General features: G+C 48.3%; 13 protein-coding genes and 1 tRNA gene. 6 read left to right on the forward strand and 8 right to left on the reverse strand.

Features of this window, described 5'->3' with window-relative positions; genetic code table 11:
- Positions 1 to 77: 77 nt before the first annotated feature.
- Both KG631_RS07770 and KG631_RS07775 read right to left on the reverse strand, forming a co-directional pair.
- Complete coding sequence (locus KG631_RS07770; protein ID WP_213997640.1) at positions 78 to 830, reverse strand: DUF481 domain-containing protein; 753 nt, start codon at positions 828 to 830, stop codon at positions 78 to 80.
- Between the two features lie 2 nt (positions 831 to 832).
- Positions 833 to 1,666, reverse strand: coding sequence for a mechanosensitive ion channel domain-containing protein (locus tag KG631_RS07775; protein WP_213997641.1), 834 nt, complete (start codon positions 1,664 to 1,666; stop codon positions 833 to 835).
- Between the two features lie 155 nt (positions 1,667 to 1,821).
- On the opposite strand from KG631_RS07775, the gene KG631_RS07780 reads away from it, so the two are divergent.
- The 3 genes from KG631_RS07780 (at position 1,822) to KG631_RS07790 (ending at position 3,919) form a co-directional block, all read left to right on the forward strand.
- Positions 1,822 to 1,897: transfer RNA gene (locus KG631_RS07780), tRNA-His, on the forward strand.
- A 96-nt stretch (positions 1,898 to 1,993) separates the two neighbouring features.
- Positions 1,994 to 2,533, forward strand: coding sequence for a DUF1285 domain-containing protein (locus tag KG631_RS07785; protein WP_213997642.1), 540 nt, complete (start codon positions 1,994 to 1,996; stop codon positions 2,531 to 2,533).
- Between the two features lie 102 nt (positions 2,534 to 2,635).
- On the forward strand, positions 2,636 to 3,919 hold the full coding sequence (locus KG631_RS07790) for an amidohydrolase family protein (protein WP_213997643.1): 1,284 nt from the start codon (positions 2,636 to 2,638) through the stop codon (positions 3,917 to 3,919).
- A 58-nt stretch (positions 3,920 to 3,977) separates the two neighbouring features.
- On the opposite strand, the gene KG631_RS07795 is transcribed toward KG631_RS07790, so the two are convergent.
- The 4 genes from KG631_RS07795 to KG631_RS07810 form a co-directional block, all read right to left on the reverse strand.
- Positions 3,978 to 4,457, reverse strand: a complete 480-nt coding sequence (locus tag KG631_RS07795; protein WP_213997644.1) for a DUF2489 domain-containing protein — start codon at positions 4,455 to 4,457, stop codon at positions 3,978 to 3,980.
- Positions 4,457 to 5,014 (reverse strand): Der GTPase-activating protein YihI, encoded by a 558-nt coding sequence (yihI, locus tag KG631_RS07800; protein ID WP_213997645.1) that lies wholly within the window; start codon positions 5,012 to 5,014, stop codon positions 4,457 to 4,459. Before yihI ends, KG631_RS07795 begins: the two co-directional genes overlap by 1 nt.
- Positions 5,015 to 5,045: 31 nt before the next feature.
- The gene (locus KG631_RS07805) at positions 5,046 to 5,702 is read right to left on the reverse strand and encodes a methyltransferase domain-containing protein (protein ID WP_301003685.1); all 657 of its coding nucleotides are present in this window, start codon (positions 5,700 to 5,702) and stop codon (positions 5,046 to 5,048) included.
- 616 nt (positions 5,703 to 6,318) lie between these two features.
- The gene (locus KG631_RS07810; protein ID WP_213997646.1) at positions 6,319 to 6,945 is read right to left on the reverse strand and encodes a c-type cytochrome; all 627 of its coding nucleotides are present in this window, start codon (positions 6,943 to 6,945) and stop codon (positions 6,319 to 6,321) included.
- A 181-nt stretch (positions 6,946 to 7,126) separates the two neighbouring features.
- Between KG631_RS07810 and yihA the strand changes: the two genes are divergently transcribed.
- Positions 7,127 to 7,756, forward strand: coding sequence for a ribosome biogenesis GTP-binding protein YihA/YsxC (gene yihA, locus KG631_RS07815; RefSeq protein WP_213997647.1), 630 nt, complete (start codon positions 7,127 to 7,129; stop codon positions 7,754 to 7,756).
- Between the two features lie 451 nt (positions 7,757 to 8,207).
- Here the strand turns inward: yihA and polA are convergent, their stop codons facing one another.
- Positions 8,208 to 10,985, reverse strand: coding sequence for a DNA polymerase I (polA, locus tag KG631_RS07820; protein WP_213997648.1), 2,778 nt, complete (start codon positions 10,983 to 10,985; stop codon positions 8,208 to 8,210).
- Between the two features lie 606 nt (positions 10,986 to 11,591).
- On the opposite strand from polA, the gene KG631_RS07825 reads away from it, so the two are divergent.
- Positions 11,592 to 11,984: a c-type cytochrome gene (locus KG631_RS07825; RefSeq protein ID WP_213997649.1), complete on the forward strand. Its 393-nt coding sequence runs from the start codon at positions 11,592 to 11,594 to the stop codon at positions 11,982 to 11,984.
- A 162-nt stretch (positions 11,985 to 12,146) separates the two neighbouring features.
- Positions 12,147 to 14,000 (forward strand): diguanylate cyclase, encoded by a 1,854-nt coding sequence (locus KG631_RS07830; protein ID WP_213997650.1) that lies wholly within the window; start codon positions 12,147 to 12,149, stop codon positions 13,998 to 14,000.
- Between the two features lie 6 nt (positions 14,001 to 14,006).
- On the opposite strand, the gene rep is transcribed toward KG631_RS07830, so the two are convergent.
- Positions 14,007 to 16,022 (reverse strand): DNA helicase Rep, encoded by a 2,016-nt coding sequence (gene rep, locus KG631_RS07835; RefSeq protein ID WP_213997651.1) that lies wholly within the window; start codon positions 16,020 to 16,022, stop codon positions 14,007 to 14,009.
- Positions 16,023 to 16,064: the final 42 nt, after the last annotated feature.

A 16,064-nucleotide genomic window follows, 5' to 3' on the forward strand; every position in this document is an offset into this window, starting at 1 on the left:
AATTAAAAAACTAATTTGAAAAGATTCTTATTAAATAAGAATGCCTTAGCCGACAATACGGCTAAGGCACGATCAGGTTAAAAAGAATAGACCAGGGTAAGCGAGGTTTGGGTGTCGGTGTTTTCTTTATCAGGCTGTACGTCAGAATCGTTCTGTACCAGAAAAGCCGCTTTCATCTGCATGGCACCATTAATTTTGGCGGTCAGGGCAGTTTCTGCAATGGTACGGGTGTTATCATCACCGTATTCAACACTCAGGGTCTGGCTGAATGCCGCTGACTCACTAATTTGCCAGTTGTACGCCGCCGCACCACGGACGATAAAACCACTTTCTGACTCGCCGGTTGCCCGGGTACCGCTGAAATAACCCGGACCAATTTCCACATCCAGATGCTGGGTCTCAGCGTCGTAAAGCCGGGTACCATAACCGATTGCAACAGTATTATATTTTTCAAAGGCACCAAACTCATCTCGGGTGTGCGAGCCAATTATAAACAGGTTATCGTGCTCAGTATCCAGTTTATAGGCACCTTTGGCCGAAATAAGGTAACGTTCAGCCGATCGTTCTGTAACAGTATTACCGTCAGCATCCTCTTTTTCGTCTTCTTTAAAGAAGGCACTGAAAATATACTGGTTACTCCAGGATTCCAGTTCCTGACGGGCATCAATTTTGCCGGTGATCGATGTGCCAACGGTGTTACCAGAGGTGGTAATGGCGCCCAGTTCGGCTGAGGTTTGCCATACCTTTGTCTCATCAGTTCCTGCGTCCTGCGCACTGAGGGCGCTGCTGACAGCCAGGCTGCCAAGCGCCAGGACAGTGAATAACTTCATGCTTACTCCTTAGTAGCTGCTTGCTCTTTAATCAGATGCACATCCATTTGCGGGAATGGAATACCTATGCCTTTTTCGTCAAAGGTCAGTTTTACCTTTTCCAGAGTGTCCCAGTAAACGCCCCAGTAATCGGCTGAGTTAACCCAGGGCCGCACATTTAAATTCACTGATGAGTCAGCCAGTGCGCCAACCTTAATGCTGAATGCCGGGTCGGCCAGTACCCGCTCATCATTTTGCAGAATCTCTTCCAGTAATTTTTTCGCCAGCAGTAAGTCTGAGTCGTAGCTGATGCCTATCACCAAATCAACCCGGCGAATAGGCTCTGATGAATAGTTGGTAATCGGGCCTCCGGTGATCTGGGCATTGGGAACAATAACCCGTTTATTATCAGGGGTTGTCATCTGAGTCTGGAAAATCTCTATTTTTTCAACAGTACCGGAAACACCACCGCCATCGATAAAGTCGCCGGCTTTGAATGGCCGGAACAGAATAATTAAGATACCAGAGGCAAAGTTTGCCAGTGAACCCTGCAGTGCCAGACCAATAGCCAGACCAGCGGCACCTAAAATGGCAATAAACGAGGTAGTTTGTACCCCAATTTGCGATAAAGCCATCAATACAGTGGCAATCAGTACCACGGCATAAACAATACTGACCAGAAAAGCGACAACTGCTTTATCTACTGAGCGCGCAAGCAGGCCTCGCTCAAGCAGGCGCGAAATCCCTCTGGCGACAATCCTACCCACGTAAAAGATGACAATCGCTGCCACCAGTTGTAGCAGATACCCCAGTATTACTTCATGGTTTTCCTGAAAAAACGTGTTTATCTCTTCCATTACCCACCCCTTTGTTAAACAATTCAGGTCAGCTTGTTATAGCCTGTTGGCAAGTTTAGCAATCTTGAGCCTGTGATGGTACGCCGGGCCGGCAAAAAGCTAAAAAAACTTGGTTGCTAAAGTAAATTTAGCTAGAATAATTGACGAATGCGACGGTGACTGTAGCTCAGTTGGTAGAGCCCCGGATTGTGATTCCGGTTGTCGTGGGTTCGAGCCCCATCAGTCACCCCATTATTTTTTAAACCTACAAACTCATTCTGCCTGGCTTGACCCTGCTACGTCCTCCCTCTATGGTTAAGATCACGTTCAGTAAATACCCGTAATGACATGGATCTAGCGTCACTTCAACAGCAGTTACAGTGCCCCAATCTTGCGCCGGTTGAGAGTTGGCAACCCAAATTTTGTGGCGATTTGCCGCTGCGGATCACTGCTGATGGCCGCTGGTTGTATCAGGGCAGTGAAATCCGCCGCCAGCCCATGGTGCGGCTATTTGCTTCAGTCCTGATTTGCCAGCAACAGCAATATTATTTACAAACGCCGGTAGAAAAAGTACGGATCCAGGTTGAAGACGCCCCTTTCCTGGTGGTTGCCAGCCAGTGGCAGGACACGGTAAACGGGCCTTTGCTAACACTGACCACTAATATTGGTGATGCTGTTAGTGTCACGCCGCAGTATCCGCTGCGTTTAAAGACATTTGAGCAACAGCAGTTACCCTATCTGCAATTATGGCGCGGTTTATCAGCCCGTTTAAACCGCAATACGTATTATCAGCTAATTGAACAATGCAGCGAAGTGCATTGGAATGGTGCCAGTCATTATCAGCTGAAAAGTGCTGGTTATCCGTTTACGCTGGGCGTGTTGGTCTGAGTTAGCCACTCAACGTACAAAAACTGGGCTGTATCGCAGGCTGGTTGCTAACCTCTGGCGGCCAGGTGCACAGTGCAATAATTACTGTAAGGAAACCACACTATGCGCAAAGCCTTATTATCTGTCGCCATTTGTCTGAGCATTAACGCTACTGCTGCCAGTGCAGCAACATTAATCCACGCCGGCAAGCTGATTAATGTTGAAGACGGTAAAATACTGACTGAACAAACTATTATTATTGATGGGGAGAAAATCTCGTCAGTAGAGAAAGGCTTTCGCCAGCCTGCGGCGGACGATATGCTGATAGATCTCAGTCAACATACTGTTATGCCGGGTTTAATGGACATGCATACTCACTTTTACACCCAGTTCAGTCCAACAGTATACAGTGAGGGGCAGCGGCTGAATGAAGCCGATTTTGCGCTGCGCGGTGCGGTATTTGCCGAGAAAACTTTACTGGCCGGTTTTACCACAGTGCGGGAGCTGGGTGACAGTTACCATATCAGCGTGGCACTGCGTAAAGCGATTGATCAGGGCTATGTTGATGGCCCGAGAATTTACGCTGCAGGCAAGTCTATTGCCACCACCGGCGGGCATGCGGATCCGACTAACGGTGTTGCTTTTAACAGAATGGGCGACCCCGGGCCGAAAGATGGCGTGATTAATGGACCGGAAGAGGCCCGTAAAGCTGTACGGCAGCGTTATAAAGAAGGTGCTGATCTGATTAAACTTACCGGGACCGGCGGTGTGCTGAGCGTGGCGAAAAGTGGCACCAATCCGCAGTTTACTGATGCTGAGCTGGCTGCGGTGGTGCAAACGGCTAAAGACTATGAGATGAAAGTCGCAGTGCATGCGCATGGCAAAGAGGGGATGGAGCGGGCAATCAAAGCCGGCGTCCATTCAATTGAGCACGGCACCTTTATGGATAACGCTACTTTTGCCCTGATGCGCAAGCAGGGGACTTACTATGTGCCCACCATCAGTGCCGGGAAATGGGCGGCAGAAAAGGCGGCAGTAAGTGGCTTCTTTCCGGAACTGGTGCGACCCAAAGCGGCCAATATCGGTAAGCTAATCCAGCAAACCTTTGGCAACGCCTATAAGGCCGGAGTGAAAATCGCTTTTGGTACCGACGCCGGTGTTTTTCCACATGGTGAAAACTGGCGGGAATTTATTTATATGACCGAAGCTGGCATGCCGGCAATGGCTGCTATTCAGTCAGCAACTATTGAGGGTGCGAAGTTACTGGGCGTAGAGGCTGAACTGGGCAGTATCAGCGGCGGTAAATTTGCTGATATCATTGCAGTGTCCGGCGACCCGTTGCAGGATATTACTGTGATGGGCGAAGTCAGTTTTGTGATGAAAGCGGGCAAAATCTATAAGCAGTAAAGCAGGGGCTCCGGCGGACTTAAGGCATCACAGCAGCGTTAAGTCCGGCTTTCAGTTTTTACCCTGCCTTAAAGCGCTGCAGCAACTTGCTGGTGTCGGCCATAATCTGGGTTGCTAATGTTTGCTCTGCCTGCAAACGTTGCTTGTCTTGCGCCTGAGTAGCTTGTTTACTTTGCTGTTTCCGCGCCTGGTGGGTTGGCATATCTTTCACCGTCTGATACATCTGAAAAATACCCGGATAATCGGTTGCCAGCGGCCCCTGCTGTTGTTCAGGTAAGCGGTTGAGCAACACCCATACCCGCAGTGCCCCCTCGGACAGCTCGCACTGGCCGGCATCCACCGCTTTGCAAATAGTATAAATACTTTGCTCAACATACTGTTGATTTTGCAATTGTTGCTGCTGTTGTTTCTCCAGTAGCGCTGCTTGCTGCTTATTCTGTTGCTGTACCAGCCATAACAACTTGCCGGCATAAAATGCCAGGCCGGCAATAATTACTACGGCTAACACTAACAGTATCACTAGCCAGGGGTTCTGCATTAATCCTCGTCACCTAAAATAGACTTGCGCCAGTCTATACGTTCAAACTGAGCCAGCGGATCGTCATCGTCGGCAATATCAGTTTGTTCCGCCAGACCGAGTTGCTCAAGCAGGTGCTCCATTCTGGCTGTTTTAGCATTAAAATACTTTGCATCTTTACCGGTCAGCACTTCGTTATTTTCCACCCGCTCCAGCAACTGTTGTAACAGGGTGTCATTCTCAATCATTGCCAGCTCTTCAGCCGCAGTTAAAGCCGGCACTGTGGCTTTACTTAACCTGGCTTTAGGTTGCAAATCTGGTTTCAGCTGCGGCGTTATTGCAGGTTCAGCGACCAGTGCTATCGGTTTTTTACTGCCGGTTCTGGGGTCTTTCGGCCCGCTATGGCCTGCTTGCTGCTGAGTGTTCTGTTCAACAATGGCATTACGGCTACCGGATTTTTTGCCCGCGCCTTTTTTCTTGGTTTCTTCTTTGGGCTGGCGCAGTTTGCGGGCTTCCGCTGCTGGCAAATGGCGTTGGCCATTGTTGCCGGTACTACGACTTTTCTTTTGACGCGTCATAACAGGATACCTGTAAAAAAGGGCGCGTATTTTAACCAGTTTTCTGCAGGATCACCACATCATTCGTCACAAAGTCAGCGGTCATTTTGTGCTGAGTTGCCAGCCAGCTGAAAGTATCATGGTGAAAAAAGCTGACATGAGTCGGGTCGTTTTTGTAATGCCAGCCACTGAATGCCGCTGAATCGGTGTAACGTTTGGTCATGATAGCCAGCAGCCCGGCTGGTTTCAGCAATTGCATCCAGAGTTGCCATTCCTGATAGGGGTTAACAAAATGCTCAATTGCTTCCGTACAACAGATAAAATCATATTGGCACTGCAATGCTGCCGGGTTGTAGGCAAAGTAAGGGTCCCATAGCTGCATTTGCTGACCGGCTTCCGTCAGCATTTTAGCCAGCAACGGGCCCGGCCCACAGCCAAAATCGAGACCGCTATGGCCAACGCAGGTTAGTCTGGCCAGTAAAGGCTCACTTAACCTGGACAGAAACTGGCGATAGCCGGCATCGTTCAAATCGTTATTATGCAACAGGTATTGGGCATATTCAGCGTCGCGGCTCAGTAAACTGGCACGATCGGCAAAAACCAGGGCACAAAGATGGCATCTGAAATAACTGCGCTGTTTATCCTGATGATATAACTGTGGCGCGGTTGCCCGACACAGCGGGCAGTTGGCATTGGCAGGCAGCGCCATTATTGACCTCAATAAAACAGGTTCTTCAGGACAAGCCTGATTTTAAAAATACAGTATTGTAAAAAACAAAAGGGCGATAAGATAGCCTTATCGCCCCGTATACTTGTGTCTAGGTGGACACTTCTCTCAATTTCGCTAAATCATCCTGATGCGTTTACAACGACCCTGTTAGTACAAGTTCCCTATATTGTTGCTTATCTTCCATGTAAAAAACTTTCTTCTTCACGACCGTCCTGGTACTTTATTACTCATCCGTGGGCGCTTTGCAACGCTATGCACCTTCCTGATGCCAAATAGAGTGTACCGATACCGGCACTTACTTCCTTGCCGCTTGCGCAATTCCCTGTTGTTATTTGTTACTAAACGTAACTGGGTTTAATTTACTCTGATCTGAGCAGATGACAAGTCTCTGCTGAAAAAAAATGCAATTTTAATCGCTTATTATTCAGCTAATTTATATAAATCAAATAGTTAGAAGTTTTTCAAAAAGTGAGAAAAGTTCAATGTTTTTTATGAAATGGCAGATTTCTTACATTGTTGTAAGAGATATCTCACAAAAAAAGTGGTGACGGGGGCTGAAGCCCCGTCAGCAGGACATTATTCAATACCAGGTAACTTAGTGCAGGCCGCCTAAATACTGCGACAGCACTTCAATATCTTCATCGGTTAATTTTCTGGCGATATCACCCATCATACCATTCATGTCATTGGCACGGGTTCCGTCGCGAAATTCCAGCAAGGTTGCTTTCAGGTAGGCGGCATGCTGGCTGGATATTTTTGGAAAGCCCGCCAGGCTGGTACCCACACCGCGCGGGCCATGACAAGCAATACAGGCTGCAACACCACGGGCCTGGTCGCCACCGCGATATAATTGTTGACCTTTGGTAATAACATCTTCTGGTGTCGTGCCACTTTTCATCGGTTGCGAAGCAAAGTATGCGGCCAGATCTTTCATATCCTGATCACTCAGACTAGCTACCATGCCGAACATGATGGCATTGTTACGGCCTTCTTTACCGCCGCTCGTCATACCAAGTTTATAATCAGTTAACTGCTTATAAAGGTACTCAGCATGCTGACCGGCTATTTTTGGATAAATATCTACCATGCTGTTGCCGTCAGTACCATGACAGGCTACACAGGTAGTTGATTTTTCTTTGCCTGCTTCAGCATCGCCATCAAAGGCATGGGCTGTACCGATTAAACCGATTAACAGCGTCAGTGGAAGTACGAGTTTTTTCATGTTATATCCGTCTCTGTCCGCATTAAACCGCCAGCAAACTGGCAACCAAGTTCGTTTATAAGAATAAGTGCAGCCATTTTACACGAAACTGCCCAAAGTAAAATCCCATCTGTGTTGCAAAAGCTTCTTCCGATCCGCCAGATCCGTTACAATGGCCCAAATTTAACCGCCGGAGCAGGCAGTGTACAAAGCAAAATTCAATTACCAACAAGCGACTTTTTTAACCAGTGCCCCTGATATTAAGGCATTACCGGCCGACAGCGGTATTGAAGTTGCTTTTGCCGGTCGATCCAATGCGGGTAAATCCAGTGCTTTAAATACGCTGACCCGGCAAAATAGTTTAGCCCGAACCAGTAAAACGCCAGGTCGTACCCAACTTATTAATACGTTTGTCTTTGCTGAGAACAAAAGGCTGATAGATTTACCCGGCTACGGCTTTGCGAAAGTACCTTTGGCGGTCAAAGAAAAATGGCAGAAGTCACTGTCGCAATATCTGGAAAAGCGCCAGAGTTTACAGGGCCTGGTGGTTTTGATGGATATTCGTCATCCGCTAAAAGATTTGGACCAGCAATTAGTACACTGGGCGGTACAAAGCGAGTTACCGGTGCTTATTTTGCTGACTAAAGCCGATAAGCTGGGGCCGGGTGCCCGCAAAAAGACCTTGCTGGAAGTGCGGGAAGCCTCGCTGGCTTTTATGGGGGATGTCACAGTACATATGTTCAGTTCTTTAACCAAAATTGGTATGACCGAATTTGAACAAACCCTGGACCACTGGTTCAGCACTGACACTAATCCGGATGCGGTGGGTTAAGCCGCCGGGCAGCCATAAAAAAACCGACACTAAAAAGTGTCGGTTATAGCAATCGGGGAGAAGCTAATAATTTAAATCAACAGGGTGTCTTATCGCTAAGACGGCGCCATTATACAATAAATCCTGCCTGTTTAAAGTATTTACTCTAAAAAATATTGCTTAATTTCAATTCTGGTCAGAAAAGATCAGCTGTTCTGGCGAATTACAGATAAAAAAACGCCCCGCTGTAAAACAGCGGGGCGGCTAAATAAGCCTACTTTCTGTGCGTTGTCATCGTGACAGGCGCTGAAAGATAGAACATCTTACCTCTGTACCCTACCCGTCAAATTTTAGCCACTCAGCCGACAATTGCAAGTTTTTTATGTAATAAAACTACAAAAAAATCAAAATTAGCGGCTGTTAGCCGCTAATTGTAATTAAATTACCATAATGGCTGGTGCGCTGGGCCGGGTCAATGCGCCTGATCCCAGTTATCGCCGCTGCCAGCCTCGGCCAGCAACGGTACTTTTAAACTGGCTGCACTTTCCATAATGCTAACTAACTCAGCCTGCACTGTTGCCAGATTAGCCTCGGGAACTTCAAATACCAGTTCATCGTGGACCTGCATAATCATTTTTATATCATCATTTTGCTGGCTGCTCAGCCAGCTATCGACTTTAATCATTGCCATTTTGATAATATCTGCTGCGGTGCCTTGCATCGGCGCGTTAATTGCGGCCCGTTCAGCGGCTTTTTGGCGGCCCATATTGCGGGCATTAATATCAGGTAGATACAGCCGGCGACCATACAGGGTCTCAACATAACCTAACTCATGCGCTTGCTTGCGGGTATCTTCCATATAACGCAAAACCCCGGGGAAACGCTCAAAGTAACGGTTCACATAACTTTGGGCGTCGCTGCGGCTGATACCAAGCTGCTTAGCCAAACCAAAAGCTGACATGCCGTAAATTAAACCAAAGTTTACTGCTTTCGCCTGGCGGCGTTGTTCGGAGCTGACATCACTCAGCGCCACCCCAAACACTTCTGCAGCAGTAGCTTTGTGCACATCCAGCCCTTTGGCAAAGGCATCAAGCAGTGCCTTATCACCCGATAAGTGGGCCATTATTCTTAATTCAATTTGCGAATAATCTATTGCCAGAATTTTTTTACCTTGTGGAGCAACAAAAGCCTGGCGAATACGCCGGCCCTCTTCACTACGAATCGGAATATTCTGCAAATTGGGCTCAGTTGAGCTCAAGCGCCCGGTGGCAGCAATAGCCTGATGGTAAGAAGTGTGAACCCGCCCGGTGACCGGATTGATTACTTTTGGCAGTTTATCAGTATAAGTCGACTTTAATTTGCTTAAGCCACGATGCTCAGTGATCAGTTTCGGGAAGTCATATTCCAGCGCTAACTCGGCCAGAACGTCTTCGGCAGTGGATGGGGTGCCGCCCGGTGTTTTTTTCAGCACCGGTAAGCCCATCTGGTTAAACAGAATTTCCTGCAGTTGCTTGGGTGATGCCATATTAAAGGTCTGGCCGGCCTCTTTATATGCCTGTTCAGCAAGCTGATCAATCCGTTTCGCCAGCTGCTGGCTTTGCTGTCCCAGCACTTTACTGTCGATCAGGACACCATTACGCTCAATTTTACTTAGCACAGTTAACAAAGGTACTTCAATATCAGTTAGTACCTTTGCCAGGCCCGGCTCTGCTTGTATTTGTGGCCATAACTTAAGATGCAATTGTAATGTAACATCGGCATCTTCCGCGGCATAAGGGGCTGCTTGCTCCAGCGCTATCTGATTAAAACTCAGTTGCTTGGCCCCTTTGCCGGCAATATCTTCAAAACTGATATTATTATGGCCCAGATATTTCAATGCCAGGCTGTCCATATCATGCCGGCTGGCAACAGAATTGAATACATAAGATTCCAGCATGGTATCGAACTGAATACCTTGTAGCCTTATGTTGTAGCGAGCCAATACGCTGCTGTCGTACTTCAGGTTCTGGCCGACTTTCGCCTTTTTACTGTCCTGCAACCAGGACTTCAGTGCCGCCAGCACCTCGTCGCGGTTCAGTTGCGGTGGCGCTCCGACATAGTCGTGGGCCAGCGGTAAATACCAGGCCTGGCCAGGCGCAACGGCAAATGACATACCGACCAGTTCTGCCTGCATATAGTCAAGGCTGGTGGTTTCAGTATCAAAGGCTGTCAGTTCAGCTTGATTAATGGTGCTGAGTAACGTCTCAAATTCATCCTGAGTCAGAATGGTCTGATATTGGCTGCGGTCCAGCGTCGGAGGCACGGCAGTAAGCTCCTGGGTGTCAGAGGCAGTATGTTGGTCGTCAGTTACCAGCTGCTCCGGTGCTTTGTCCTGCAGAATTTCTGCCAGCCAGCGCTTAAATTCACAATGTCGGTACAACTCAGCCAGTTGCTGGCGATCTGCTGGCTGGATAGCCAGGTCGTCGAGCTGACAATCCAGCTCGACATCGGTTTTGATCGTAGCCAGTTGATATGATAATTGCAGTTGTGCTTTATGCTCTGCCAGCTTTGCGGCCATGGTTTTGGCACCGCGGAAACTGAGTTCAGCAACTTTATCCAACTGCTGATAAATATTATCAATAGAGCCCAGCCCTTGTAATAAAGCGGCGGCTGTTTTTTCACCAACCCCAGGCAGGCCGGGAATGTTATCAACTTTGTCACCCATCAGCGCCAGAAAATCTATGATCGCCTCCGGGCCCACCCCGAATTTCGTGACTACCGATTCGGGATCAAGCAAGGTGTTGGTCATGGTGTTAATCAGGGTAACGTGAGCATCCACCAACTGCGCCATATCTTTATCGCCAGTCGAAATCAGGGTGTGGCGTCCGGCATTACTGGCCTGACGGGCCAGCGTGCCAATGACATCATCGGCTTCCACACCATCAATACACAGTAGTGGCAAGCCCATTGCCCTGACAATTTGATGGATAGGTGCTATCTGAGTGCGCAGATCATCTGGCATTGGTGGCCGGTGAGCTTTATATTCGCTATACAGGTCGTTGCGAAACGTCGGGCCTTTCGCATCAAATACCACGGCCATATGGCTCGGATTATATTGGCGTAACAGGCTTTTCAGCATATTGATCACACCGTATATAGCACCGGTCGCTTCTCCGCGTGAATTAGTTAAATGTGGTGGAGAGTGGTAAGCGCGAAACAGATAGGAAGAGCCATCTACTAATATCAATGGGTTTTTCGGGATATAAACCATGGGTAAGCTGTCCTGCAGAAATTTGCTATAGCATGCCACAGCAGCCGGACGACAGCCAGAATTGCTGTCAGGTGAAAATAGTGAATTTTTGCGGACAAGCTGTGGATAACTTTGTGTAAAACTAATAGCGTAGTACCACACATTTTTTTAAATGATGGGTAGGTATACTAGCTAACTACATGATTTGTATTGTAAACGAGGGGAAGTCGCGAACGCCCTTGTTATTATTATTTTTACATCCACTTTGTGGAAAAACTTTCTACGGGGTCTGGGGGTAGTACGACAACCTGGTCATTCCCTGACTGAGTAGGTCGATTAGACTACCACAAAGCGGGCCGTTGCATAGTAGTTGTTTTAAATAATTTTGCTATTAAAAGCCAGCTGCGAAAGAAGCTAAAAGCATAAAGCAGGCTAAGCGCGGCTTAGCGGGCTGCTGGCTCAGACATTTGTACTGATCCTGCCCGATCCGGTAAGCGTAATTAACCAGTGTAAGGGATTGACTAATAAAACAGCAGTTCAGATCGGTACTGTAGTCTTTTAATTGCGTTCGCTTGCAGGCTATAATAACGCCAATATAATTCTGCCTTAAGCTATGGGAAATTTTTAATGAAGAAACTAACTTTTGCGCTGGCTTCGTTACTGCTTGCTGTTGGTGCGACTGCAAGTACGGACAACAACGAAGAATTAGCTAAGCGCATAGCACCGGTAGGACAGATATATGTTGCAGGCGAGCAAGCCGACGTTGCCGCCGAGGCCAGTGGCCCACGTTCTGGTGAAGATGTATATAAAGGTGCCTGTATCGCTTGCCATGGCACGGGCGCGCTGGACGCGCCAAAGCCGGGTGCCGATAGCTGGAAACCGCGTATTGCCCAGGGCTTTGATGTGATGTTGAAACATTCAATTGAAGGGTTTAATAACATGCCGGCAATGGGCACTTGTGCTACCTGTAGTGAAGATGAAATTGCTGCGGCCATCCGATTTATGATTGATGGCGTGTGATTTTTAGTAAAGCAAAATAAACGATAGCCGTGCTTTGCACGGCTTTTGTTTATAAAAAAGGCACTAAAGTGCAGTTGTTTAACAGTCGATCCCTTCCATGTGGCGAAACTTTATGCATAATAACAATTATCATAAGGCCAGCAGAAGCAGAGCAGAATTAAGTTGAAGCTAAACGGATCGCAACTCCAACTGTTTAAAGCCAAAGCACGCCGGCTTACCACCCTGATTGGCCGTTACAAGCAGGCTTATACTATTCAGGGGGCTTTGTTAAAGTTATCTGAACTGGCCAGCACCATCAGTGATATGCGGGAGTTTTACCCGGCTATTCACAAAATGGTCTCGGAGTTGCTGCACGCCGAAAACTTTTATGTGGTGCTGTACGATACCAGTACAAAACAATACCAGCTGCAATACTTTTCTGACGAGAAAGACCAGCAATACATTAAGCAGGTACCGTCAACGGCCTTCTCCAGTGGCCTGACCGGTTATGTCACCAAAACCGGCAAACCATTATTGTGTGACAGAGAGCAGTTTAATGCCATGATTGCCAATGGTGATATTCAGGCTCAGGGTTCAGAATGTACCCACTGGATGGGTATTCCTCTATGGCGCGACGCTCAGCTAATCGGTGTTATGGCTATCCAAACCTACGACAACGATTATCGTTATGGTGACGAAGAGCTGGCGATGTTTCTGAGCATTGGTGGCCATACTGTTACTGCTCTGGATAGGGTAAAAAGTCGTGAGCTACTGGAACTGACCGTACAGGAACGGACCCAGCAACTGCAGCTGATTAATCAGTCATTACAAAAAGAAATTAAAGAACGCACCAATGCCGAGCGTTTGCAGGCGGCGTTATATGAAATTTCTGAGCTGACTGCCAGTAGCCGCGATATGCAAAGCTTTTATAAAGCAGTACACAAGGTGCTGTCAGGTTTAATGTCAGCAGATAACTGCTATATCGCGCTGCTCAATGCTGATCAGACCAAGCTGACCTTTCCGTTTTATCTGGACCAGTATTCACCTCCGGCGCGGGAACGGCCGATTAGCCGGGGCTTTACTGAGTATGTTATTCGCTGCGGTGAGGCACGCCTGATCAATAGCGAGGCGGCAGAACAACTGGCAGCAGAAGGCGAAATTCGCCGTGGTATGGCCGACCCCCTGCAACGGGCGCGGTTGTCCTCATGCTGGTTAGGCGCGCCGTTGCTGATTGACCAGCGGGTAATTGGCGTTATTGCAGTGCAATCTTACGATAATGCTTATGAGTATACTGAACAGGAGCTCAGCATCTTACGCTTTGTCTCACAGCATATTGGGGTGGCCATTCAGCGTAAGCTGGCGGCCGAGAAGCAAAAGCAGCATCAGGAAGAGCTTGAGCGTAAGGTTTTTGAAAGTACCCGCGAGCTGCGTCAGACCAATTTATTTTTGCGGTTGCAGGTAGAAGAGCGGAAAAAAGCTGAGCAGAAACTATTCTATGAAGCAAACCACGATTTATTAACCGGCCTGGCGAACCGCCAGATGTTCCTCGAGCAGTTAAAGCGCCAGTTTGCTATCTATAAGCGGCAGCCGGATATCGGGATGGCCTTGCTGTTTCTGGATTTAGATCGCTTTAAACTGATCAACGATACATTAGGCCATCATATTGGCGATGCGTTTTTAATTGAAACCAGCAAACGGATTTTAAGTGCAGTACGCGAACATGACTTAGCCGCCCGACTGGGTGGTGATGAGTTTGTGGTGTTACTGCAAAATCTGCAGGGCGAGCATGATGCAGAAGATGTGGCCCAGCGAATTATTGAAAAAGTGCGTGAGCCCTATTATCTGGAAGGGCAACAGGTTAATTCCGGGGTTAGTATTGGTATTGCTTTAATGCAAGCGGATTACAGTAACGGCGAGCAACTGCTACGCGATGCCGACGCCGCCATGTACCACGCCAAGGCGCTGGGGCGCGGCCGTTATGCTATCTTCCAGGATAAAATGCGGGATCAGATGCTCAGGGCCCTGGGGGCGGAATAGCGCCTGTCAGTCTTTTTTCAACATCTGGCGCAGCCGTTCTAAATGCGCCTGACCGGTTTGCTGGCGCTGCTGTTCAGTTTTTGCCGGCGCTGCCTGTTGCCACTCCAGATCGTCTTGTGGTAATTCATATAAAAAACGGCTGGGTTCAGGCCGGATGACTTCGCCATACTGGCGCCGCTCTTTCGCATAGGTAAAAATTAACTCGCGCTGGGCCCGGGTTACCCCGACATAGGCCAGTCGCCGCTCTTCTTCTACATTATCTTCATCAATACTGCTCTGGTGCGGCAATAAACCCTCTTCCATACCGACCATAAACACATAAGGAAACTCCAGGCCTTTCGATGCATGCAAGGTTAGCAGTTGCACCTGATCGGCATTGTCTTCCTGTTGCTGACGCTCCATCATATCGCGCAGGGTCAGCCGGGTAACCACCTCCGGCAATGTCATCGGCTCGTGCTCGTCATCCCCTTCCAGCATGGTGCTGATCCAGCGGTACAGCTCGTTTACGTTTTTCAGCGCCATCTCGGCTGCTTTTGGGCTGTTACTGGTTTCGAACAGCCAGGCTTCATAGTGGCTTTGCCGGATCAGATCGCGCACCGCTTCGGCCGGATCGGCCCGTTTGGCGTTGTCTGCCACCTGATTTATCCAGTTAGCAAACTGCTGCACCGCCTGCTGGGCCCGGGCCGACAAATGCATTGATAATTCCATATCGCAGCAGGCCGCAAATAAACTGATATTTTTGCTGTTGGCCAGCGTGCCAACCTGCTGCAAGGTGGCGGCACCAATTTCCCGTCTCGGCACATTAATAATCCGCAGCAGGGCGTTGTCATCGTCCTGATTGACCAGCAGCCGCAGGTAGGCCATCACATCTTTAATTTCGCTGCGGGCGAAAAACGAGGTGCCGCCGGAAATTTTGTAAGGAATGCGGTTGGTCATCAGGGCTTTTTCAAACACCCGCGCCTGATGGTTGCCGCGATACAGCAGTGCATAATCGCGGTACTCACTGCGGTTAATAAAGCGGTGTGAAATAATCTCAGCCACCACTTTTTCTGCTTCGTCTTCTTCGTGTTTACACGGCAATACTTTAAGTGGCACCCCATAGCTATTCTGGCTGAACAGCTTTTTTTCGAATTCATGCGGGTTATTGGCGATCAAGATATTCGCTGCTTTTAGAATCCGCTCGGCCGAACGGTAGTTTTGCTCCAGCTTAATCACATTTAAATTGGGGAAATCGGTTTTCAGCAACACCAGATTTTGCGGCCGGGCACCACGCCACGAATAGATAGACTGGTCATCATCGCCTACCACGGTAAAGCGCTGACGCTCACCCACCAGCGCTTTTACCAGTTCATACTGGCTGGTATTGGTATCCTGATACTCATCGACCAGTAAATACTGAATTTTTTGCTGCCATTTTTGCCGTACCTCAGCATTGTGCTGAAACAGTAAGGTGGGGATCAGAATTAAGTCGTCAAAATCCAGCGCGTTATAGGCTTTCAGCTGGTCGCTGTATTGCTGATAATAATTGGCAAAATTTATACTTTGCGGGTCGCTTGCCTGCTGGATAGCCAGCGCTGGCAGGGTTAAATCATTCTTCCAGCCAGAAATTTTACTTTGCAGCGCTTTTAATAAATCTTTGTCACCCTGAAATTCATTGGCCGTCAGCTCTTTTAGCAGCGCCATGCTGTCCTGATCGTCAAACAGACTGAAACTGGGTTTATAGCCGATATGCCGGTATTCTTTTTTTATAATTTCCAGGCCCAGGGTGTGAAAAGTAGAAATTGTCAGACCGCGGGTCGCGCTTTTCGGCAGTTGCGCCTGGATCCGTTCGCGCATTTCCCGCGCGGCCTTGTTGGTAAAGGTCACTGCGGCAATATGGCGGGCTGGCAGCTGACATTGCTGAATTAAATAAGCAATTTTATTGATAATTACCCGGGTTTTACCACTACCGGCGCCGGCCAGCACCAGACAGGGCCCGGCGATAAAATGAACAGCGGCGTTTTGTTGCGAATTTAACTGCATAATCTGCACCTATACCAAGGTCGGGCATTGTAACCAAAATTA

It is taken from the genome of Arsukibacterium sp. (genome assembly GCF_018402695.1).
GTDB lineage: Bacteria > Pseudomonadota > Gammaproteobacteria > Enterobacterales > Alteromonadaceae > Alishewanella.